This window comes from Mycobacterium sp. 1465703.0 (genome assembly GCF_001672975.1).
Taxonomy (GTDB): Bacteria; Actinomycetota; Actinomycetes; order Mycobacteriales; family Mycobacteriaceae; genus Mycobacterium.
The window spans coordinates 19,989-41,642 of record NZ_LZKU01000172.1 but is presented as its reverse complement, the minus strand read 5'-3'; the positions used below and the strand labels follow the sequence as shown (position 1 = coordinate 41,642).

20 protein-coding genes and 1 pseudogene are annotated in these 21,654 nt (G+C 65.5%); 10 read left to right on the top strand and 11 right to left on the bottom strand.

The features are described 5' to 3' along the window. A pseudogene (locus A5625_RS15670) lies at positions 1–318 on the top strand (hypothetical protein); the annotation flags it as partial. A 52-nt stretch (positions 319–370) separates the two neighbouring features. Here the strand turns inward: A5625_RS15670 and A5625_RS15665 are convergent. From A5625_RS15665 to A5625_RS15650, 4 genes are all read right to left on the bottom strand, one after another. Next, entirely contained in the window at positions 371–1,015 is a 645-nt protein-coding gene (locus A5625_RS15665) for a TetR/AcrR family transcriptional regulator (RefSeq protein WP_369830015.1), read from the bottom strand. 149 nt (positions 1,016–1,164) lie between these two features. Then, positions 1,165–1,986 (bottom strand): SDR family NAD(P)-dependent oxidoreductase, encoded by an 822-nt coding sequence (locus A5625_RS15660; RefSeq protein ID WP_066995420.1) that lies wholly within the window; start codon positions 1,984–1,986, stop codon positions 1,165–1,167. 51 nt (positions 1,987–2,037) lie between these two features. Continuing rightward, positions 2,038–3,258: a cytochrome P450 gene (locus tag A5625_RS15655; RefSeq protein WP_066995436.1), complete on the bottom strand. Its 1,221-nt coding sequence runs from the start codon at positions 3,256–3,258 to the stop codon at positions 2,038–2,040. Positions 3,259–3,283: 25 nt separating this feature from the next. Continuing rightward, entirely contained in the window at positions 3,284–4,315 is a 1,032-nt protein-coding gene (locus tag A5625_RS15650; RefSeq protein ID WP_066995417.1) for an LLM class F420-dependent oxidoreductase, read from the bottom strand. Between the two features lie 209 nt (positions 4,316–4,524). Between A5625_RS15650 and A5625_RS15645 the strand changes: the two genes are divergently transcribed. After that, on the top strand, positions 4,525–6,021 hold the full coding sequence (locus A5625_RS15645) for an acyl-CoA carboxylase subunit beta (RefSeq protein WP_066995415.1): 1,497 nt from the start codon (positions 4,525–4,527) through the stop codon (positions 6,019–6,021). Positions 6,022–6,043: 22 nt separating this feature from the next. Here the strand turns inward: A5625_RS15645 and A5625_RS15640 are convergent, their stop codons facing one another. Genes A5625_RS15640 through A5625_RS15620 form a run of 5 tightly spaced genes read right to left on the bottom strand, consistent with a single transcriptional unit; the run spans position 6,044 to position 10,689 of the window. Continuing rightward, positions 6,044–7,087 carry a TIGR03857 family LLM class F420-dependent oxidoreductase gene (locus A5625_RS15640; protein WP_197516117.1) on the bottom strand — a complete coding sequence of 348 codons (1,044 nt, stop codon included), beginning with the start codon at positions 7,085–7,087 and terminating at the stop codon, positions 6,044–6,046. Continuing rightward, positions 7,084–7,464, bottom strand: a complete 381-nt coding sequence (locus A5625_RS15635) for a nuclear transport factor 2 family protein (protein ID WP_066995411.1) — start codon at positions 7,462–7,464, stop codon at positions 7,084–7,086. Before A5625_RS15635 ends, A5625_RS15640 begins: the two co-directional genes overlap by 4 nt. Next, the gene (locus tag A5625_RS15630) at positions 7,464–8,603 is read right to left on the bottom strand and encodes a PHB depolymerase family esterase (RefSeq protein WP_066995408.1); all 1,140 of its coding nucleotides are present in this window, start codon (positions 8,601–8,603) and stop codon (positions 7,464–7,466) included. The genes A5625_RS15635 and A5625_RS15630 overlap by 1 nt, the downstream gene beginning before the upstream one ends. Positions 8,604–8,621: 18 nt before the next feature. Further along, on the bottom strand, positions 8,622–10,244 hold the full coding sequence (locus A5625_RS15625; RefSeq protein ID WP_066995433.1) for an NAD(P)/FAD-dependent oxidoreductase: 1,623 nt from the start codon (positions 10,242–10,244) through the stop codon (positions 8,622–8,624). Beyond that, complete coding sequence (locus A5625_RS15620; RefSeq protein ID WP_064952340.1) at positions 10,237–10,689, bottom strand: nuclear transport factor 2 family protein; 453 nt, start codon at positions 10,687–10,689, stop codon at positions 10,237–10,239. Before A5625_RS15620 ends, A5625_RS15625 begins: the two co-directional genes overlap by 8 nt. Positions 10,690–10,774: 85 nt before the next feature. On the opposite strand from A5625_RS15620, the gene A5625_RS15615 reads away from it, so the two are divergent. The 8 genes from A5625_RS15615 to A5625_RS15580 all read left to right on the top strand — a co-directional run bounded on the left by A5625_RS15615 (position 10,775) and on the right by A5625_RS15580 (position 19,383). Beyond that, complete coding sequence (locus A5625_RS15615) at positions 10,775–11,782, top strand: Rieske 2Fe-2S domain-containing protein (protein ID WP_066995405.1); 1,008 nt, start codon at positions 10,775–10,777, stop codon at positions 11,780–11,782. Next, positions 11,779–12,408, top strand: coding sequence for a cysteine hydrolase (locus A5625_RS15610; protein WP_066995403.1), 630 nt, complete (start codon positions 11,779–11,781; stop codon positions 12,406–12,408). Before A5625_RS15615 ends, A5625_RS15610 begins: the two co-directional genes overlap by 4 nt. Continuing rightward, positions 12,405–13,025 (top strand): PaaI family thioesterase, encoded by a 621-nt coding sequence (locus A5625_RS15605; RefSeq protein WP_066995402.1) that lies wholly within the window; start codon positions 12,405–12,407, stop codon positions 13,023–13,025. The genes A5625_RS15610 and A5625_RS15605 overlap by 4 nt, the downstream gene beginning before the upstream one ends. Before the next feature lie 8 nt (positions 13,026–13,033). Next, on the top strand, positions 13,034–14,686 hold the full coding sequence (locus A5625_RS15600; protein ID WP_066995430.1) for an acyl-CoA synthetase: 1,653 nt from the start codon (positions 13,034–13,036) through the stop codon (positions 14,684–14,686). Between the two features lie 23 nt (positions 14,687–14,709). Beyond that, positions 14,710–15,552, top strand: coding sequence for an SDR family oxidoreductase (locus tag A5625_RS15595; protein ID WP_066995428.1), 843 nt, complete (start codon positions 14,710–14,712; stop codon positions 15,550–15,552). Between the two features lie 234 nt (positions 15,553–15,786). Then, positions 15,787–16,995 carry a cytochrome P450 gene (locus A5625_RS15590; protein WP_066995399.1) on the top strand — a complete coding sequence of 403 codons (1,209 nt, stop codon included), beginning with the start codon at positions 15,787–15,789 and terminating at the stop codon, positions 16,993–16,995. A gap of 22 nt (positions 16,996–17,017) precedes the next feature. After that, entirely contained in the window at positions 17,018–18,232 is a 1,215-nt protein-coding gene (locus A5625_RS15585) for a CaiB/BaiF CoA-transferase family protein (RefSeq protein ID WP_066995426.1), read from the top strand. Beyond that, positions 18,229–19,383 carry a thiolase family protein gene (locus A5625_RS15580; RefSeq protein WP_066995397.1) on the top strand — a complete coding sequence of 385 codons (1,155 nt, stop codon included), beginning with the start codon at positions 18,229–18,231 and terminating at the stop codon, positions 19,381–19,383. Before A5625_RS15585 ends, A5625_RS15580 begins: the two co-directional genes overlap by 4 nt. 15 nt (positions 19,384–19,398) lie before the next feature. Here the strand turns inward: A5625_RS15580 and A5625_RS15575 are convergent, their stop codons facing one another. Continuing rightward, complete coding sequence (locus tag A5625_RS15575) at positions 19,399–20,598, bottom strand: acyl-CoA dehydrogenase family protein (RefSeq protein ID WP_066995395.1); 1,200 nt, start codon at positions 20,596–20,598, stop codon at positions 19,399–19,401. Continuing rightward, entirely contained in the window at positions 20,599–21,654 is a 1,056-nt protein-coding gene (locus tag A5625_RS15570; RefSeq protein WP_066995393.1) for an acyl-CoA dehydrogenase family protein, read from the bottom strand. It lies immediately after the preceding gene.

The window sequence follows — 21,654 nt, the reverse complement described above, 5'->3', positions numbered from 1 at the left end:
ATGGATACAAATGACGGGCCTGACGCTGCGGCGCCGATGATCACCGCGCGCGGTTTAGGCGTCGACGGCGAGCACGGCCCCCTCTTCTCGGATATCGATCTCGAGCTCCCACCGGGTTTTCACGCGATTCGGATGCCCGGCGGACCAGGGCAGACCACGCTGCTGCTGACGCTCGCGGGACGTTTCAAGCTGAGCCACGGCACGCTGACCGTCCTCGGTCAAACAACCCCGCGCGCGATCCGCCGGCACTGCTCGATCGCGGCCTTCGAAGACATCGACGAGCTGGAGGAATCGGTGACCGTGGAGACCGTGCTCGCCGTCGACGCCTAAACCGCGCGCGGTGATCATCGGCGCCGCAGCGTCAGGCCCGTCATTTGTATCCATGGTGAGGCTCTCCCTGATCGGCGGAAACCGGGACCGATTCCAGCACTGCGGTGATCAGCTGCGCGAGCAGGTCGGGGTTGATGGTCCCGGGACGCAGGACCTCTTCCATCGCGATGCCGAGGTTGATCGTGACGACGAGCTGGGCGAGGTCGGCCAGCTCGTGATCGGACGCCACGGAGGGGGTCGATTTGACGATGTGCACCGCCTGGTCGGCGGCGGCCGCGCGGCGGCGTTCGATGAGGCGCTCGCGCAGCTGGGGGTCACGCTGGGCGCGCAGCCAGTATTCGACGAACAGCACGTAAAAGTCGGAATGGTCGCGAAGCGAGTCGAGCCATGACCGGCTCAATTCGCGTGCGGCCGTGCCGGTGTCGCCGCCGCTGCTGTCCAGCACCGTGGCGATCTGCTCGCCGCGCAGCTCGAACTCGCGGTCGAGCAGCGCGAGGAACAGTCCGTCCTTGGATTCGAAGTTCGAGTAGACCGCGCCTTTTGTGAAGCCCGCCGCCTGCCCGATCGCGTCGATGGTGGCGCCGGCGAACCCTTCGGCGGCGAAAACCTTCGACGCCGCGTCCAGGATCCGGTCACGGACCTCGCCGCGGGTGGGGCGGGTTCGGTGCGGCTTGACGGGTGACATGGTCATAGCATACTTGACAGTATCGACTGGATACTGCAGAGTATCGACGGGATGGTAGGACACGGCCGACTTCGAGCTGGTTATCCCCGGCGGGTCGGTGTCCGACGGAGCCGGCTCAGCGCCGCGGGCGAATTCGCGCCCGGGTTTGCCTAGCCGAGCTTGGCCATCGTGTGATCCCACAAGTCACGCACGAGGATGGGATCGCTGGCCGCCCGATTGGCTTTGGCGACCTTGCCTTTCACGTAGTATTCGCCGGCCGCCCAGTCGATACCGGGCACACTGGTCGCCAGCCAGACCAGCTGGTCGGCACCATGATCGGCGGTCTTGATCATTCGGCTGACGGGTGTGCTTTGCATGGTGGTCAGGAACCGCGAACCGGACGAGTGACCGATGTTGGTGTTGACGAAGCCCGGGTGGACCACCGCCGCCGCAAGGCCGTCAGCGGAAAAGCGCCGATGTAATTCCTTGGTGAACAAGATGTTTGCCAGCTTCGCTATTGCATAGGCGGTGCTGGGCCCGCGCCGGTCCGTCGTCTCGAAATCAGCGAGCTTGACTTTCCGCAACAGCCGCTGTGACGAACTGGACGTATTGACAACCGTGGCCTGTGAACAGATCAGCACGTCAAGCAGCAGCGTGGTGAGCAGGAACGGCGCCAAATAGTTGACCTGAAAAGTTATCTCATGGCCGTCGGCGGTCCGCTGCAGCTTCGAGAACACACCCCCGGCGTTGTTGGCCAGCACGTCGATGCGCGGATACTGCGACCGGATCTTGTCCGCCAAGGCCCGGACCGCAGACAGGTCGGCGAAGTCGGCGACGAAGTAGTCCGCGTCCAGCTCAGCGGCCACGGCCGCGGTCTTGCTCGGCGACCGCCCCACCAACACCACGTTGTCGCCGCCGCGGCTGATCCGACGGGCGGCCGCCGCACCGATCCCATCGCTGGCACCAGTGATGACAATCGTCCTACGCGTCATTGCCCAGACCTCCACGGGGAGTGTAGACCCCGTCAAAAGGCCGGCCCACACTCAAGCCAGCGAATACCGAACCGGCAGATGCTTGAGTCCACCGACGAACGTGGTGGCGACCAGTTCCGGGTCACCAGTCAGCTCAATGGATTTGAGCCGGGGCAGCAACTCGGAGAAGAAGCTGCTCACCTCCATGCGGGCCAGCGCCGCACCCATACAGAAGTGCACGCCGTAACCGAAGGCCAGGTGCTTGTTGGGGTCGCGAGCGACGTCGAACCGGAACGGATCGCTGAACACGTCCTCGTCACGGTTGGCCGAAACATAGGACAGCAGCACCGACTCGCCTGCGGCGATCGACACTCCGCGCACGGTGGTGTCTTTGGCCGCGGTCCGCATGAATTCTTTGACCGGGGTCACCCAGCGGATCATCTCCTCGGTGGCCAGCGGCATCAAATCCAGGTTGTCGCACAGACGTTGGCGCTGGTCCGGATTCTCGATCAGCGCCTGCAGACCGCCGGAGATGGTCGCGCTGGTGGTGTCGTGACCGGCGGTCGCCACGATCAGGTAATAGGACACGGTGTCGATGTCCGACAGGGGTTCGCCGTCGATGCGGGCGTTCGCGATCGCCGACGCGAGGTCCTCGGTCGGGTGTTCGCGGCGGGCCGCCGTCACACCGTTGAAGTATTGGAACATGTCCAACAGCGCGGGCAACTGGTCCTCGTTGGTACTGCCGCGTTTGAATTCGGAATCATCGCTGCCAAACAGCTCTTGGGTCAGCTTGAGCATCCGGGGGAAATCGGTCTCGGGCAGGCCCAGCAGCGACATGATCACGTACAGCGGGTAATTGACCGCCACTTCCTGCACGAAGTCACATTCGGGACCGGTGGCCATCATCTTGTCGACGTAGATCTTGGCCAATTCATTAACCCGAACCTTCAAGGCCCGCATGGCCTTTGGGCGAAACCAGTCAGAACCGATGGCACGTACCACCCGGTGCTGGGGATCGTCCAAGTGGATCAGCGTGCGCACCCCGGCGGCGGCCTGCATCTCGTCACCTTCCGCGGTGGTCAGCACCGGCCGCGGCCAGTTGGTGAAGAGCATGTTTTCGCGTTCGATGTCCATGATGTCGGCGTGTTTGGTGATCGCCCAGAACGGCCGGTAGTTGGGAACCTCCACCCGCGACACCGGAGCATTAGCGCGCAAGTGCGTCAGCGCGGCGTGCAACAGCCGCTCGTCAGTGTACGCCAACGGGTCCGCTAATAAGTTGGCTGCCTCGTCCATCGTGGTAGTGCTCATGCGCATCTCCTCAGTGACGCAACTCTTGCAGTACGGCGGTGATCGTGGCCGCGGGCGCGGTGCGGGGAAACGACGGCATGACGCGGTCGATGACACCATCACAGCGGGCTTGTAGCGCGGCTGCGAGCTTGTCGTACGTTGCGACGACGGCGAAGGCATTGAGGATCTCGTCGTCGATCAACGCCCCCATGGCATCCCACTCCCCCTGCAGTGAGAGTCGGTGCAACTGCGTCGCCACATCGCCCCAGCCGTGTAGTTCGAGGACCTTGTGATAGGCCGGCGTGGACCCGTAGAAGGCAATCTGCTTGCGGACACCGGCCGCGCCGGCCGTCAACTCGGCGTCGTCGCTGCCGGTCACCACGAACACCGGGCACGCCATCTGGAATGCGCTCACATCACGACCGGCGCGCTTCAGGCCACGCTGCACCGCCGGCAATGTCACCTCGTGCAAATACCGCTTCGTGGTAAACGCATGGGCCAGTAGGCCGTCGGCGACCTCTCCACACATCTCGGTCATCGCTTCGCCGACAGCGGCGATGAAGATCTTGGGTGCCGAAAACGGCTGCGGCTCAGGGGTGAACATCGGTGTCATGAGCTTGTGCGTGTAGAACTCCCCCTCGAACCGAAGCCTCGTTCCGTCGTTCCAGGCCGACCAGATTGCGCGCAGCGCCTGCACGAATTCGCGCATCCGGGCCACCGGATGACTCCAGGGCATACTGAATCGCTTTTCGATGTGCGGCTTGATCTGGGTGCCCAGCCCAAGGATGAATCGCCCCTGTGAGTAGGTCTGCAGATCCCAGCCGAGGTTGGCGACGATCATCGGGTTCCGCGCGAAGGCCACCGCGATGCTGGTGCCCAATTCGAGTCGCGTGGTGTGTTCGGCGGCCAACAGCAGCGGCAAAAACGGATCGTGATTGATCTCGCCGGTCCAACACGCGTCGTAGCCCTGTTCCTCGAGCGTGCGCGCCAGCTCCGGCACCCGGGTGAGGTCGGTGAAGATGCCCCCGTCGACTTTGAGGTCGGGCACCGCTCTTGCGGTCATCCGCGCGGGCTCCGTTCCAGCTGGGAGCCCTCGGACCTCATACTTGAGAAGCTACAGTAAGCGATTCGGTAGGGTCAATGGCGGCACCGGCTTGCTGGCAAAAGCGCTGCGACATGGGCTACTTCATCGCATCAGGTGGCCGCGCACCTCTTGCGGACGCTACAGTAAGCACTTCAGTACGTGCCGCCCGACGAGTGAGGACATCTGAGATGACGAAGTCCCCGGACTGGCAGGAGACGCTCGAGGATCTCGAGCGGCGCCGTCAGCACGCGCGGGACATGGGCGGCCCGGAGCGACTCGACAAGCACCGCAACAAGGGCAAGCTCGACGCCCGCGCACGAATCGAGTACCTCCTCGACCCCGGCACATTCCGCGAGCTCGGCACCCTGGTCGGCGGGGAGATCGCGGCCGACGGCCTGGTCGTCGGCTCCGGTGAGATCAACGGTTCACCGGTGATGCTGGGCGCCGAGGACTTCACCACCATGGCGGGCAGCATCGGGCCCGGCGGCAACTCCAAGCGATACCGGATCGCCGAACTGGCGCTGCGCGACAAGATCCCGCTGGTGATGCTGCTCGAAGGCGCCGGCTTTCGGCCCGGCGGCGGGCATTACGGCCGCACCCCCACCGACCTGCTGGCCCAGGCGCAGTGCTCGGGCCGCGTCCCGACCGTCGGCGCCGTGTTCGGGCCGTCGGCCGGACACGGCGCGCTGGTGGCCCCGGTCTGCGACTTCCGGATCATGAGCAGGCAGGGCGCGATCTTCACCGCCGGGCCGCCCGTCGTCAAAGAGTCCACCGGAGAAGACATTTCGAAGGAGGACCTCGGTGGGCCCGATGTCGCTTTGCCCAGCGGGGTGATCCACAATGTCGCAGAGGACGATGAGTCCGTCCTCGACGATGTCCGGCGCTACCTGTCCTACTTTCCGCCGAGTGCATGGTCGTACCCGGCATCGTTGCCGCCGGACGAGGACACCGAGCCACGTGCGACGCCGGAGCTGCTCGACATCGTGTCCCGCGACAATCGCCGCGTTTACGACATGCGCGCCGTGCTCGACGTGGTCTTCGACCGGCCCGACTGGTTCGAGGTGCAGCCGCAGTACGGCAAGGCGATCATTTGCGCGCTGGCCCATCTCGGTGGTCACCCGGTCGCGGTGGTGGCCAACCAGCCCCAGGTGCTCGCCGGCTCCGTCGACGCCGCGGCCGCGGACAAGGCGGCGCACTTCATCATGGTGGCCGACTCGTTCCACCTGCCCCTCGTCTTCCTCGCCGACAATCCCGGAATGCTGCCCGGCAGCCGGTCCGAGCGCAGCGGTGTGCTGCGCGCCGGAGCACGGATGTTCGCCGCCCAAACCACGGCCACCACGGTGAAGCTGCATGTGACGCTGCGCAAGGCCTACGGGTTCGGCTCGATGGTCATGTCCCTGCTGGGTTTCGACAGCCAGTCCGCGACCTTCGCCTACCCCGGCGCGACGATGGGTGCCATGAGCGCGGCCGCGCTGGGCCGGGCGACGCACGCCGGCGAGGACGTCACCGCAAAGTTGCGTGAGGCCGAATTGCAGGCGTCCTTCCGGTCCGCCGAGCACATGGGGTTCGACGAACTCATCGATCCCCGTGAGACGCGCGATGTCCTGCTCGCCTCGCTGAAGCGTGGCCTGTCCAGCAGGCAGGCCGCCGCCGAGCCGGTGAGCCGGACCGTCATCATGCCGTGAGTGGCACGCCGGCCCGCTAAAGCTAGTCCGTCGCGCGGTAGGCGGCGACGACCGGTTCGAGCTCGTCGGGTGTGGCGCCGTGCAAGATGACGGCGTCGGCCCCGTAGTCGAATTCCTTGCGGATGCGATCCACGCACTGCTGCGCCGACCCGGTGGCCGAGGGCTCCAGCCATTCGTCGGGAATCAGCGTCGCGATGTGCTCGATCTGCTCAGCCGTGCCCTTGTGATCGATCCCGCCCGCGATCGAGGTGACCACCGGATCCTCGCGGAACCGTTGCAGCACAGCGGGATCCCAGTTGTTGGTGCTGACCAGCAGATCGCCGTAGCCCTGCAGGTAGGTGGCCAGCCGCGCCACGGTCTTCTTCAGCCGCAGTTCTTCGGGTAGGTGGTTGCCGACGGTGGCGAAGCACGACCACACGCGCACGCTGTCCGGGTCACGGCCGGCCTTCTCCGCCGCCGACTTCACGGTGTTGACGCTGCGCTGCAAGGTCTCCGGCGTGAAATAGGTGTGCAGGATGACGTCGTCGAACACGCGTCCCCCGAGCGCGAGCGTGTTGGGCCCGAAGGCCACTAGCGCCAGCCGAATGTCTTCGTTGAAGTCGGGATCGAGAAACAGGATGGGGTACTTGCCCATCGGGCCGTCGTGGTTGAAGATCAGCTCGCCGTGCCACAGCCGGCGCATGACCTGGGCCCAGTCCTCCATCTGCGCCGTCGTCACCGCCGGGATGCCGAATGCCCCGTAGATCGCGGCGATGCCGCGGCCGACGCCCAGAGTGAATCGGCCGCCCGACAGGCGATGCATCGTGGTCGCCCAAGACCCGGTGATCAGGGGATGACGGGTGTTGTGATTGGTTGCGGCCGTGGCGATTTGCATCCGGTTGGTCACCGCACACGCCGCCCCGACCAGAGACGACGCCTCTTTGACGTTCCACCGCTCGGAGATGAAGCCGGTGCCGAAGCCGAGTTCCTCGCCGCGGCGGGCCTCGTCCATCAATGTTGCCGGGCCCTCACCGCCGGCCCCGGCCAGCAGGTAGAAGCCCAATTCATCAAGCGCTCGGTCACTCAATTCCAAACCCCTTGCTGGTAGCCGCAGTTCCAAACCTCGGTTATCTTGCCATCGACGACGCGGAACACCTCGATGCTGGCGATGTTGGTCTCGGTGCCATCCTTGGTCTTGATCGTCGAGTCGTACACAATCGCCACGTGCTCGCCATCGTCGCCCTCGATGACGATGTTGAGGTCGAAGTGCAGCGAGTCGGCCAGCGCCCACATGTCCACCACCCGCTGCACCGCTTCGGCGTGGGTCAGCGTGCGCACCCCACCGACCTCATGCCGAATCACGGTGTCGGCCAACAGTTCATCGGCCAGGTCGATGTTGCATTCGTTCCACACGACGAGGTTGTAGAGCTCGACCACCGTTCGCGCGGTCCACGTGGGTGCCATCAGTCGGGCACCACGGCTTTTCGCGCCGCCACGTCGCGCAGGAATCGGTCGGTGATCCGCTGCACGCGCCGCGAGAAGATGTGCCCGACGTGGCTGCCGTCGTACCAGTACAGTTCCCCGCCCCAGCGTTCCTGCAAGGCGTCGGCGGGCTCGCGCATCGCCATCCGGTCATGCCACGCCCCGACGATCAGCCGGCGATCCGGCGGCGGAGACGGGGTGACCGCCAGCGGATCGATCACCGAGGTCAGTTGGGTCACCACGGGCGATTCCAGCAATTCGCGGAATCCCTCGCGCGACGAGCCCCACCGCTGCAGGTGGCGCGCGATCATCGCGTTGAGCCCCAGGATCGGCGTGTAGAGGGCGACCGCGTCGACCTGCTTCTCCAAGTGGGAGACCAGGGCGGCCACCGGACTGCCCATCGAAATCCCTGCCACCACAACGGCGGTGGCTCGCGGCTGCACCCAGCGCACCACCGCGCGAACCTCGGAGACCACGCGCATCATGCCCGCCACATTGCCCAGCGGATCCATGTCGGGATAGACCGGCCACTGGCGCCGCCGGCACCCGTGGCCGGGCTGGATCGGGAGCGCGACGTTGAAACCCAACTTGTGATGGATGCGTCCGATCCCTGACAACAACAGGTCTTCGGTGCCTCCCTGGCCGGCGCCGTGTACCCAGACCAGCCACGGCCTGGGCTCGTCGCGGTGCCGGCATAGATGCACCACCGCCCGTGCCGGGCCGCCCAGGCCATCGGCCTCCAGCGTGGCCGGCAACCCCGGGTCGTGCTCGAAGGCCATCCGTTCATACGCCAGACCCGGGATGCTGCGCTTCCGTATCGAGGTCGCCCGCAACGGCTTCGGGTCGGCGTGCGCCCGGTCGATACCCAGCGAGGAGAGCTCCTCGGCGGCCGCGGTGCAAGCGTCCAGTGGCTGCATCGGCGCGGGACTTCTACCCAGCAGCGAGAAGCCGCTGAGCACCAATTCGTCGAGCATGGCCTCGCCGAACTGGCGCGCACCTCGCGGCGACAGTGGGTCCCAGCCGGTCGACTCCTGCAGGCCGGTCACTGTGCGCGGCATCAGCATTCCCAATTCGCGGGCAACATCTTTGGCCAGACTCAGCCCGCTCAACGCCTTCGCCATGTCACTCACCCTCAACAGCTAAGCCAGTTTGAAACCGATGTATCCGCCGGCCGCGATTTCGTCGCAGCGCCGCCGGTATTCGGGTATTCCGCCGGTATAACCCATGTACATCCGTTTCTTTCCGGGCACATTGCCACCGTTGTACCAAGAGTTGCAGGACGGGTGAACCAACACCGTGGGCGCGACAAGCGCGGTGACGTGGTCGATCCACTCCTGCTGGGCAGTGCTCAGCGCCTCGATGGTGCGAATGTCGTTGGCGCGCAGATACGCAATGCAGTCACCGATCCACTCGACGTGCTGTTCGAGGGCGGCCACGAAGTTCGTGGCGGCGCTCGGGCTGCCCGGACCCTGCACCGTGAAGAGGTTGGGGAAGCCGGCGACCGCAAGGCCCAGATACGACAGCGGCCCGTCGGTGGCCCAGAATTCGCCCAGCGACATTCCGCCGCGACCGCGCACGTCGATCCGGCTCAGCGCACCGGTCATGGCGTCGAACCCGGTGGCGTAAACGATGACATCGAGCTCGTGCACCCGGTTCTCGGTGCGGATGCCGACCGGAGTGACCTCGCGGATGGGCGACTTGCGCAGATCGACCAGGGTGACATTGTCCCGGTTGAACGTCTCGTAGTAGCCCTGGTCGATGATCGGCCGCTTACACGCGAAGGGATGCACCGGTACCAACGACGCCGCGGTATCGGGGTCCTTGACGATCCGCGCCACCGCCTCGCCGTACAGTGCGGCGGCCATCCGGTTGGCTTCGATGTCGAAGAAGACGTCGCCCCAGTTCAACGCGCCCAGCACGCCGTTCTCCTCGATGGCGCGCAGTTGTTCTTCGCGCGTCGCCGACTTGAGCGGCGGCCGGCCGAGCATCTCGAGCAAGACGGAGAAGGCGCTCAACCTTGCCGCTCCGATCGGGTGGGCTCGTTGGGCTGCCCGGATTTCGGCGTAGCGCGCCTTCATGTCGTCGAGTTCACCCGGCTCGAACCGATGTACCCGCCAGGGCAGGGTATATGCGGGTGAGCGCTGAAACACCGTGAGGTGCACGGCTTCTCGGGCAACCACCGGGATGAGCTGCACGCCGGTGGAGCCGGTGCCGATGACGCCGACACGCTTGCCGACCAGGTCCACGCCGCCCGCGGGCCAGCGGCTGGTGAACAGCGACGTCCCGGCGAAGGTGTCCATTCCGGGGATGTCGGGTTCCAGCGGCACCGACAGGATGCCGGACGCGGCGACGACGAACCGAACGCGGAATGTTTCGCCGGCTTCGGTGCGCACCAGCCACACGCCGTCTTCCTCGTTGAACGTCATCGCGACGACCTTGGTGCCAAATTGGATGTCGCGACGGAGGTCGAGCCGGTCGGCCACGAAGTTGAGGTAGGCCTCGATCTCGGGCTGGGCCGGCATCGACTCGGTCCACACCCACTCCTGCTGAATCTCCTCGGAGAAGCTATAGGAGTATTCGATGCTCTCGATGTCGCACCGCGCACCCGGATACCGGTTGAAAAGCCACGTGCCACCGACGTTTTCGGCCATCTCCAGCACTCGGGTGCGCATTCCAAGCTGCCGCAGCCGGTGCAGCATGTACAACCCGGAGAATCCCGCACCGATGACGAGCACATCGAAGTTGGTATCGGCGTCAGCCATCTTCACCACCGGTCATTTTCAGGATGGTTCGGGTGAGGTGCAGGCTCTTGATCCGCCATGCACCGTCCCGCTTCTCATAGGTCTCGTGATAGTGGCCCGCGCCGTACAACTCGCGGCCGTCACCGAAGATCAGCAGATCCTCCATCGCCCAGATACCGGTCGCGGTGGTGGCCGAGGTGAGCGTGAGCTCGGGCGTGTGACAGTGATGCTTGGTCGCCACGTTCTCGAGGCCGCCCATCACCATCGGGACGAAGTTGTCGACCCCCTCGATCGGTGCAGCGGTCTGGGGATCGGCGCCGGCGGTGGACACGGCCATGTCCAGGATGACCACGACATCGGGGGCGAATACGTCACGCCACGCCCCGACGTCTTTGGTGTCCAGGAAACGGCAGTAGCGCGCCTTCAGTTGCCGGAGGTCTTCCAGCTCGTCAGCCGCCTCAGTCATCGCACTCCCTTGCCGCTTACGGACCTGACTGCTGAAATCTATACTGTAATGGACTTAGTATCTATCAGGAATCGAGAGGCTTGGCGTGAAAGTCCCATTCACCTGGAAAGTCACCGGCTGGTTCATGGTCGGTTGGTCCCCAGAGTTTCCCGTCGGCGAGGTCCGGCCGCTGCACTATTTCGGTGAGGATCTGGTGGCCTACCGGGATGAGCAGGGTGCGCTGCACGTCTTGGAGGCACATTGCAAACACCTGGGCGCGCACATCGGTCACGGCGGCAAGGTGGTCGGCGACTGCGTCGAGTGCCCCTTCCACGGCTGGCGCTGGGGTCCGGACGGCACCAACCGATACATCCCCTACCAGCCGGACCGGCCCAACCGCGGGCTACGCCTCAAGGTGTTTCCCGTGCGGGAGCAGTACGACTGCGTCTTCGTCTGGCACCACCCGGACGGCAAAGAGCCCCAGTGGGAGATGCCGGACATCTTCCACAAGTTCCCGCAGTTCGAGACGGACCCGGCGGCCTACTACCGGGCGTACCCGGAGTTCTCCCGGCGCGCGGAACGCGAACCAGTACATCCGCAGATCGTCGCCGAGAATGCCCCCGACAGCGCGCATTTCGAGTACGTGCACCACGCCAGCGTGACGCCCAGGGTGCTGGACTGGAAGATCGTCGACCAGGAATGGCAGTTCATCGCGGGCTGGCCGGACGCGCGCAGCGACAACCCCGAGGACCTCGCGCTGCGGTTCCACAGCCACCTATTCGGCCTCGGCGGAGCGATCAGCGTCTTCGAGGGCGCGCAGAATCATCGGCTGATCTTCACCTGCACACCGGTCGACGACGAATGCTCGGACCTGTTCTACTCGATCTGGTGGCCGCGGCTTCCCGGCGATACCGCGGACGTTCCGGAAGGCAAACTGCGGGACGTCATCGAGAAGCAGTTCCTGTCCACAGTGTTCGACGATCTGCAAATCTGGCGCTACCAGAAGTACGTGGAACACCCCGCGTTGTCGAAAGTCGACGCGAAAGGCTATATGGCGCTGCGGAAGTGGGCGAAGCAGTTCTATGACGTCGCCCCGGTGGGCGCCCCCGCATGACGGACCGACTGGCCGGGCTGACCGCACCCGGGCACACCGCGATCGTCACCCAGGAGTGCCAGGGCGCGGTGATGGGCCCCGACGCGGGACTGGCGATGCTTGCCGAGGAGGCCCGCCGCGAGGCGCTGCCGAACATCGCGCGGCTGCTGCCCGCGGCCCGGGCGACCGGGGTGCGGGTGGTGCACTGCCTGGTGCAGCGGCGGCCCGACGGGCTCGGCTCCAACCACAACGCGAAGATCTTCGCGATGGGCGGCGGCAGCAAGGTGGACATCACGCCCGGCACGCCGGGGGCGGAGCTGTTGCCCGAATTAGGGCCGGAGCCTTCCGATTTGGTGTTGCGCCGGTGGCACGGCGTGGGCCCGATGGGCGGCACGGACCTGGACGCGGTGCTTCGCAATCTCGGGGTGTCGACCATTGTCGTGGTGGGTGTTTCGCTGAACATCGCGATTCCCAACGTCGTCATGGATGCCGTCAACGCCGCCTACCGGGTGGTCGTCCCCCGCGACGCGGTGGCCGGCGTACCCCCCGACTATGGTGCAGCGATGATCGCCAACACCCTGTCGCTGCTGGCCACGATCACCAGCACCGACGATCTGCTCCGGGCCTGGGACGAAGGAACGCGATGACCGAAACTGCACCAGAAGTTCGAGGCGGATTCCCCGACGTCAGACCCGTCGAGGACGCGCCCGCGGAACTGGGCCCGTTCGTCGCCGCGCTGCGCCGCCTGCAGGACCTGACCGTGTCCACCAAGCCCGACCCCGCGCTGTGGGCCGCCGCGACCGCCCACTTGCAGAACGCCTGCGCGCTGCTGGAGGGCCACCAAGTCCCGGAGACCGAGGCGGTGGCCGGCCGGGTGCTGAGCCTGCCCGGGTTGGCCCACCCGCTGATACCGCCCTGGATGGTGACGGAGTCCGGTCCCGACGGCGTGCGGATGGCCGGTCATTTCAGCACCGCCCACATCGGCGGGAACCGGGCCGTGCACGGCGGCATGATCCCGCTGTTCTACGACTGGCTGTTCGGCATGGTCGTGACCGCCGCGGACATCCGGCCGACGCGCACGGCCTACCTGCACGTCGACTACCGGAAGACCACCCCGATCGACGAGCCGCTGACCGCCCACGGACGTATCGCCGGCGTCGACGGCCGGAAGGTTTTCATTGACGCTACTATGATAGCCGCCGATGGAACCCTACTCAGCGAAGCCAACGGCTTGATGGTCCGACTGCTACCCCACCAGCCGTGAGAGGCATGATGTCCGACACCACAACGGCATTCACGGTCACGGCCGTGGCGAAGGCCGTCGCTGCCGCAATCCCCGATCGCGAACTGATCATCCAGGGGGACCGTCGCTACAGCTATGCCCAGGTGATCGATCGCTCCAGTCGGCTGGCCGCATTTCTGCATTCGCAGGGGTTGGGATGCCACACCGAGCGCTCGGCGCTGGCCGGGCACGAAGTCGGCCAAGATCTGCTCGGTCTCTACGCCTACAACGGGAACGAATTCGTCGAGGCATTGCTGGGCAGCTTCGAGGCGCGGGTCGCCCCGTTCAACGTCAACTTCCGCTATGTGAAAAGCGAGCTGCAGTACTTGTTGGCAGATTCGGGGGCGACCGCGCTGCTCTACCACGCCGCATTCGCACCGCGAGTGGCCGAGATCTTGCCGGATCTTCCACAGCTACGCGTGTTGATCCAGATCGCCGACGATTCGGGCAACGAATTACTGGATGGCGCAATCGATTACGAGGACGCTCTGGCAGCGGTGTCGCCAGAGCCGCCGCCGGTGCAGCACTCCGCCGACGACCTGTATGTCCTGTACACCGGTGGCACCACCGGCATGCCGAAGGGCGTGTTGTGGCGTCAGCACGACATCTTCATGACCTCCTTTGGCGGACGGAACCTCATGACCGGCGAGCCCTCGGCGTCTGTCGACGAGATCGTGAACCGGGCCGCTTCGGGCCCGGGCACAAAACTGATGATTTTGCCCCCGCTGATACACGGTGCGGCGCAGTGGAGTGTGATGACCGCGATCACCACCGGGCAGTCCGTCGTGTTCCCCACGATCGTCGATCATCTGGACGCCGACGACGTGGTGCGCACCATCGAACGGGAAAAGGTCATGGTGGTCACCGTGGTTGGCGATGCGATGGCACGCCCCCTGGTCGCTGCCATCGAGAAGGGGATCGCCGACGTGTCGTCGTTGACCGTCGTCGCCAACGGCGGTGCCCTGCTGACTCCGTACGTCAAGCAACGTTTGATCGAAGCGCTGCCGAACGCCGTCGTGGTCGACGGTGTCGGGTCGTCGGAGACCGGGGCACAGATGCACCACATGTCGACGTCGGGTGCGGTGGCAACCGGCACCTTCAACGCCGGACCGGACACCTTTGTGGCCGCCGAGGACCTGACCGCGATCCTGCCGCCCGGGCATGACGGGATGGGTTGGCTGGCGCAGCGGGGCTATGTGCCGCTCGGCTACAAGGGCGATGCGGCCAAGACCGCCAAGACTTTTCCGGTGATCGACGGTGTCCGGTATGCCGTGCCGGGCGACCGGGCACGGCACCGCACCGATGGCTGCATCGAATTGCTGGGCCGCGATTCGGTGACCATCAACTCCGGCGGCGAGAAGATCTTCGTCGAGGAGGTCGAAACGGCCATCGCATCGCATCCCGCGGTGGCCGACGTGGTGGTCGCCGGGCGGCCCAGCGAGCGGTGGGGCCAGGAGGTCGTCGCCGTCGTGGCGCTCGCCCCAGGCGCCGAGGCCGACGCCGGCGAGCTGGTGGCGCACGCCGCGCAGACGCTGGCACGCTACAAACTGCCCAAAGCGATCGTGTTCCGTTCGGTCATCGAGCGCAGCCCGTCGGGTAAGGCCGACTACCGGTGGGCGCGCGAGCAGGCGGTGAACGGCTGACGGGAGTGGTTGCGGAGGACCTCATGAAGTATCAAGGCCGCGTCGCTGTGGTCACCGGTGCCGGCTCCGGCATCGGACGCGCACTGACACAGGCGCTCACCCGCGACGGGGCGCATGTGGCGGCATCCGACATCGACCCCGATGGACTGGCCGAAACGCGCGACGGGTGTCCCGACGGGCAGGTCACGCCGTATCGGGTCGACGTCGCCGACCGCGATGCGGTGTTGGATTTCGCCGACCAGGCGCGCCGGCAGCACGGCCCCGCCTCGCTGCTGTTCAACAACGCCGGAGTCGATTTGTTCGCCGGCGTGGCGGACATGTCCTGGAAGGACTTCGACTGGCTGATGGCCATCAACGTCGGCGGGGTTGTCAACGGCACCAAAGCCTTTCTGCCGCAACTCATCGAGGCGGGCTCCCCCAGACGCCCTTCCCGGCTGGTGAATCTGTCCAGCGCCTTTGGTCTCATCGCGATTCCCTACCAAGGCGCTTACAGCGCTTCGAAGTTCGCCGTGCGTGGCTTCACCGAGGCGCTGCGCCAGGAGATGATCATGGAACGTCGTCCGGTGACTGTGCACTGCGTCCATCCCGGCGTCGTGCGTACCAACTTCGGGGCCAATATGCGCACCGCCGATACCGAGGATCCCGACCTCGCGGCCAAACTCTTCGACCGTTCTGCCCTGACCTCACCGGCAAAGGCCGCTCGGCTCATTCTCCGTGGGGCCGAGAAGAACCGGGCCAGGATCCTCATCGGGCCCGACGGGCGCGCGATGGCGGCGATGCCGCGACTGCTCGGTGTGCGTTATGCCGACCTGCTGGCCCGCGCCGCACGGCTGACCAACTCGGGCTCCGCGCACGCCGACCGCTAGATCGGCCTATCCCGCTGCGCGGGGGCTCTGCTGCCACGGGACGTTCTGTGCCGCAAGCCCATTACGGGCGATATCACCGCTGCGGGTGCGTCAGCACACCGGCGCACTGATTTGGCATAGCTCCGATGATGATCGGCGTCGCATGGCCACGCCCATATTGCCTACTGTAATAATTACAGTACGATCTTACGAAGAAGTGTTCGATCGTGCTGAGATCAAGATGCTGGAGATCAGGTGACGACCAACGTTCACACCGCCGCCGGTGCCGGCGACGAAACCGTCAGCCTGCGCGACCCTTACCCGTTCTTTGCGCGCAAACGTGCGCAGGCCGGGGTGTTCGCCGGTACGGTGATGGACTACTCCAAGACGCCGGAGTCCCTGATGCCCAAACGGGAGTACTCCGCGATGTCGTTCGACGCGGTCAACACGGTGTTCCGGGATGGCCGGGTGTTCAGTTCCAAGCCGTACGACAAGACCATCGGCCTGTTCATGGGGCCGACGATCCTGGCGATGGAGGGGAAGAAACACCGCGAACACCGCAACCTGGTGTCGGCGGCATTCAAGTCCAAGGCACTGGCCCGCTGGGAGCCCACCATCGTGCGGCCGATCTGCAATGCGTTGATCGACGAGTTCATCGAAACCGGCAGAGCTGACCTGATCCGCAACTTCACTTTCGAATTCCCCACCCGCGTCATCGCCAAGCTGCTGGGATTGCCGGCCGACGACCTGCCGATGTTCCGCAAGCGCGCCGTCCAGTTGATCAGCTACCACGTCAACTACGAAGGCGCCTTCGAGGCGTCGGCCGCGCTCAAGGACTATTTCGTCGAACAGATCGAACAGCGTAAGTCCAAACCCACCGAGGACATCATCGGCGACCTGGTCACTGCGGAGATCGACGGCGAAAAGCTCACCGACGAAGCGATTTACTCGTTCCTGCGGCTGTTGCTACCCGCCGGCCTGGAGACCACCTACCGCTCGTCGGGAAACCTGTTGTACCTGCTGCTCACCCATCCCGAGCAGTTCGCCGCGCTGCAAGCCGACCACGAGCTGCTCACAGCGGCCATCGAAGAAGGGCTGCGCTACGAGACGCCGCTGACCGTCGTGCAACGCTTCACCACCGAGGACACCGAGGTGGAAGGTGTGAAGATTCCGGCCCGTTCGGTGATCGGCGTGTGCATCGGTTCGGCGAACCGCGACGAGCGGCGGTGGGAACGTTCCGAAGAGTTCGACATCTTCCGCAAGCACCTGCCGCACATCTCCTTTGCCGCCGGTGAGCACACCTGCCTGGGTTTGCATTTGGCGCGCTTGGAAACCCGCGTCGCAATGGAATGCCTGCTGAATCGACTGACCAACGTCACCTTGTTGACCGACGACGACCCGCACATCCACGGTCAGCCATTCCGATCGCCGAATGCGCTTCCGGTGACGTTCGACGCGAAGTAGGGTCGGCAAAATGGTCAAAGTCATGACGGGCTTTCGGGTCCTGGAGCTCGCACAGTTCACCTTCGTTCCGGCGGCGGGGGCCATCCTGGCCGACTGGGGAGCGGACGTCATCAAAGTCGAACACCCGACGCGCGGCGATACCCAGCGCGGCTTCGTGAATATGGGTGGCATTCAGGTCGATCCGGAGCGGCATCCGCTGATGGAGCACCCCAACCGCGGCAAACGCAGCGTCGGGATCGACGTCTCGACGCCGGGCGGACAAGAAGTGATCTACGAGCTGGCCAAGACCGCGGATGTATTCCTCACCAACTACATGCCCGCGCAGCGGCAGAAGCACAAGTTCGACGTCGAGCACATTCGCGCGGTCAACCCGAACATCGTGTACGCCCGCGGCTCGGCCTACGGCGACAAAGGGGCCGAACGCGACACCGGCGGCTATGACGGCACAGCGTTCTGGACGCGCAGCGGCATTGGCTACGCCCTGACACCCGAGGAGTTGGGCGGCGCACTGGGACAAGGCATTCCCGCATTCGGCGATTCGATCGGCGGCATGTTCATCGCCGGCGGCATCTCGGCCGCGCTGCTGCATCGGGAGCGCACCGGTGAAGCCGTCGAGCTGGACGTCTCGCTGCTGAGTACGGCCTGGTGGGCGGCGGGCGCCAGCGTGACGCAGGGTATGGAGACCGGCGAGGTCATGCGCACGCCGATGCCGGGTTCCGGCACGCCCTCGGTGAATCCGTTCATGGGCAATTACGAAACCTCCGACGGCGGCACCATCAACCTGTGCATCATCAGCCCGACCGGGTTGATCCGGGACACCTTCGAGCACCTGGGCATCCCCGAGGCCGCCGACGATCCCCGGTTCTCCGAGGTACTCCCGTTGATCCAAAACGCCGGTGCCGCCGCGGAACTGATCGCAAAAGCGTTTGCCGCCAAGCCGTTTGACTATTGGCGGCAGCATCTCAAGACGATGATGGGCCAGTGGGCGCCCTTCCAGAGCCTGCTGGACTTAATCGACGACGAACAGGCGATCGCCAACGACATGATCGCTGAAGTCGCACTCGCCGGCGGCGGCAAGCCGTTCCGCGTGGTCCGCGGCCCCGTGCAGTTCAACCACGAGCCGCTGACGACGACGCGGGCACCGCAGGCCAGCGAGCACACCGAGCTGGTGCTGATGGAACTCGGCATGGACTGGGACCGGATCGAGGAACTCAAGAATGCGGGAGCTATTGCGTGACCTCCACTAACGATGTCGCCATCATCGGCGTGGGTTTGCACCCGTTCGGGCGCTTCGAGGGCAAGTCGGCAATGCAGATGGGCGTCGACGCCATCCTCGCCGCGGTCGCCGACGCCGGTATCGCTTGGCAGGACGTCCAGTTCGCCACCGGCGGGAGCTGGACGGTGGCCAACCCGGACGCGATCGTCGGCATGGTCGGGCTGACCGGCATCCCTTTCACCAACGTGTTCAACGCATGCGCGACCGCTGCCAGTGCCGCCAAGGCGTGCGCCGACGGCATCCGACTAGGCGACTACGACATCGGGATCGCCGTCGGCCTGGATAAGCACCCGCGCGGTGCCTTCACCGAGGATCCCGCACTGGTCGGCATGCCGCGTTGGTATGCGGAGAACGGGCAGTATCTGACCACCCAGTTCTTCGGCATGAAAGCCAACCGCTACCTGCACGATCACGGCATCTCCCAGCAGACCCTGGCCAAGGTCGCCGCGAAGAACTTCCGCAACGGGGCGATGAACCCCAACGCTTTTCGCCGGAAACCGATCGCCGAGGAAGACATCCTGAACTCGACGATGCTCAATTATCCGCTGACCCAGTACATGTTCTGCGCGCCCGACGAGGGCGCCGCCGCCGTCGTCATGTGCCGGGCGGACATCGCGCACCGCTACACCTCCAAGCCCGTCTACCTGCGGGCGGTGGAGGTCCGCTCCCGCCGCTACGGGGCCTACGAGGTCAACACCACCTGCGCGCCGGTCGAAGAAGACGTGGCCCCAACGGTTTACGCCGCCCGTGCCGCCTTCGAGAAGGCCGGCATCGCCCCCGACGATGTCGACGTGATCCAGTTGCAGGACACTGACGCCGGCGCCGAGATCATCCACATGGCCGAGTGCGGGTTCTGCGAGCATGGTGATCAGGAGAAGCTGCTGGCCGACGGCGCCACCGAGATCAATGGCGCGATGCCGGTCAACACCGACGGCGGGCTGATCGCCAACGGCGAGCCGATCGGGGCGTCCGGTCTGCGCCAAATCCACGAGCTGGTACGGCAACTGCGGGGCCAGGCGGGTGATCGTCAGGTGGCCGGTGAGCCGCGCGTCGGGTTCGCTCAGCTGTACGGCGCGCCGGGTACCGCGGCGGCAACGATCCTCACGACCTGAGCGGATTCCCGCGCGCTAGGAGGCTTTCCGCGCGACCGGCGCGTACGCCGGCTTGCCCAGGCCCAGCACGTATTGCGCGATCATGTTGCGGAACACCTCGAGGGTTCCGCCGTAAATCCCCACCAGCGGCGCGAATCGGTAAACGTACTCCGCGGCTCCGTCATCGGCCGCGCCATCGGTACCGACGGGCAGCGTGGACGCCGTACCAAGAATGTCCATCAGGTCGGGGGAAACGTCACGCATCGTCTGGGCGAGGGCGACGCGCCCGAAGATGCTGGGTGCACTGAGCGACGCTTCTATCCGCGCGGCGCTGCGTCCCAACCGGTATGCCACTGATGAATCATCAATGAGTCTGTGCCCGTTCGGGTCTCGCTGTGCGAGTTTGGCTGCCGCCTTGTCCAGGGCGTCGGCCATGAAGCCGGCTTGGTGCATCATGATCGATACGTCCTGCAGCCCGTCGGGTGCGGCCGCCACCGCGCCGTGCTCGGTGTTGAGCGGTTCACGCAACACCGTCCAGCCGGCGTTCACGTCGCCCAGCCGATACTTGTCGTCGACGCGCACGTCGCTGTAGTAGACGATGTTGGTGCGGTCGCCATCGACGGTGCGGATGCCCTGGATCTCGATGCCCGGGGAGTTCAGCGGGACCAGGAACATGGTGAGGCTCTTGTGCTTCTGAGCATTCGGATCGGTGTTGGTGATGAGGAAGACGTACTGGCAGTTGTGCGCGCCGGTGGTAAACATCTTGGAGCCGTTGATGATCCAGCTCGATCCGTCCGCCTCGCGGACGGCCCGGGTCTTACAGGTGGCGATATCGGATCCACCCTCGGGTTCGGTGTAACCCAGGCACAGCCGGACATGGCCGCTGAAGACGCCCGGTAGCACTTCGTCTCGCAATTCGGCGGACCCGAACCGCGCGACCGAACGAGCCACCATGGCGGTGGTGCCCCAGGTCACCCAGGGCACGTGCGCGCGCCGCTTCTCCAGCTCCCAGATGCGGCGACGCACGCGGGTAAAGCCGCCCTCGGCTGCCGGCTTCCATTCGCGCTCCAGGTAGCCGGCGGCGCCCAGCGCCAGGTGCACGCCTTCGTCGAAGTTGTCGCCCGTCTCGCGGTCTCGGCGCTTGACGTCTTCGGTGACATGCGTGCGCAGGAAATCGCGGGCTTCCTCGAGGAAGCGCTGGTCGTCTTCGGACAGCGTGACTCGTGAGAAATCCACTTAGGCGCCCTTTCCGCTTTCCCGTGCGGCGACGAGTTCGCCGATGTATTTGGCGCTGGCGCCCGGATCCCCACCGGCCAGTGCCCAGCCGCGGGCACGCACCAGATATGCCGTCGCGGCCGCTTCCGCCGAAACACCAAGGCCGCCTTGGATATGCACCGCCATCGTTGCGGCCTTGGCCGCCTCTTCGGCCATGAACACGAACGCCGAGGCCGCCAGTTCCGGACGCTCCTGGGGCTCGTTGTCCAGGAACCAGGCCGCGCGTCGCGCCAGATTACGGCCGCCCTGCACGGTGATCGCGATGTTGGCCAGCGGATGAGAGATGCCCTGCAGTGTCGAGATCGGCACCCCCAACGTGTAGCGGGTCTTGGCGAACTCGGCAGCGATGGTCATGGTCTCCTCGACCAGGCCCACTAACGCCGCGGCAGTCAGCACCCGCCACTCATCCAGCGCCCGTTGGTATTCCGCCAACGCATCGGATCCACTGGCCAGCACGGTGCGGGTGTCCGCGGTGGCCGGATCCACCCAGGCCATCGGGAGCCTGCCGATGTTGTCCACCTTGGTCGGCCGGGTGCCGAAGGTCAGCGCGACGACGGCCCCGTCTCCAGTGGCGTCGCGCACGATGATCTGGTCGGCAATCGACCCGGTGGGAAGGAGCCGGGATCCGGATGCGCTGTCCTGCTGTGGATCGAACGCGGCGAGTCGCTTGCCGTGGACGATGTCGGATTCTACCGCGCCGAGTCGAGCGAGCAGCCGTGCGGTACAGACCTGGTCGATCCACGGGACGGGCGCCAGCGACCGGCCGATCTCCTCGGCGACCAGCGTCAAGTCGACCAGCGTCGCGCCATCGCCGCCCGCGGATTCCGGGACGGCCATGGTCGTTGCACCCATGGCGCACAGCCGTTCCCACAGGTTCTTGTCGAAGCCGGTTTCCTCTGCTGCGCGCACGGTTTCGATCGAGCAGTGCGTCTTGAAGAAATCACGGTAGGCGGTCTGCAACGCTTCGTGATCCGGCGTCAGGCTGTAGTCGAGCCTACGTAGTTCATAACGGTCCAT

Coding starts and splice junctions, on each gene's coding strand:
- A5625_RS15665 (WP_369830015.1), bottom strand. CDS start 1,015: ATGTCACCCGTCAAGCCGCACCGAACCCGCCCCACCCGCGGCGAGGTC.
- A5625_RS15660 (WP_066995420.1), bottom strand. CDS start 1,986: ATGACGCGTAGGACGATTGTCATCACTGGTGCCAGCGATGGGATCGGT.
- A5625_RS15655 (WP_066995436.1), bottom strand. CDS start 3,258: ATGGACGAGGCAGCCAACTTATTAGCGGACCCGTTGGCGTACACTGAC.
- A5625_RS15650 (WP_066995417.1), bottom strand. CDS start 4,315: ATGACCGCAAGAGCGGTGCCCGACCTCAAAGTCGACGGGGGCATCTTC.
- A5625_RS15645 (WP_066995415.1), top strand. CDS start 4,525: ATGACGAAGTCCCCGGACTGGCAGGAGACGCTCGAGGATCTCGAGCGG.
- A5625_RS15635 (WP_066995411.1), bottom strand. CDS start 7,464: ATGGCACCCACGTGGACCGCGCGAACGGTGGTCGAGCTCTACAACCTC.
- A5625_RS15630 (WP_066995408.1), bottom strand. CDS start 8,603: ATGGCGAAGGCGTTGAGCGGGCTGAGTCTGGCCAAAGATGTTGCCCGC.
- A5625_RS15625 (WP_066995433.1), bottom strand. CDS start 10,244: ATGGCTGACGCCGATACCAACTTCGATGTGCTCGTCATCGGTGCGGGA.
- A5625_RS15620 (WP_064952340.1), bottom strand. CDS start 10,689: ATGACTGAGGCGGCTGACGAGCTGGAAGACCTCCGGCAACTGAAGGCG.
- A5625_RS15610 (WP_066995403.1), top strand. CDS start 11,779: ATGACGGACCGACTGGCCGGGCTGACCGCACCCGGGCACACCGCGATC.
- A5625_RS15605 (WP_066995402.1), top strand. CDS start 12,405: ATGACCGAAACTGCACCAGAAGTTCGAGGCGGATTCCCCGACGTCAGA.
- A5625_RS15600 (WP_066995430.1), top strand. CDS start 13,034: ATGTCCGACACCACAACGGCATTCACGGTCACGGCCGTGGCGAAGGCC.
- A5625_RS15595 (WP_066995428.1), top strand. CDS start 14,710: ATGAAGTATCAAGGCCGCGTCGCTGTGGTCACCGGTGCCGGCTCCGGC.
- A5625_RS15585 (WP_066995426.1), top strand. CDS start 17,018: ATGACGGGCTTTCGGGTCCTGGAGCTCGCACAGTTCACCTTCGTTCCG.
- A5625_RS15570 (WP_066995393.1), bottom strand. CDS start 21,654: ATGGACCGTTATGAACTACGTAGGCTCGACTACAGCCTGACGCCGGAT.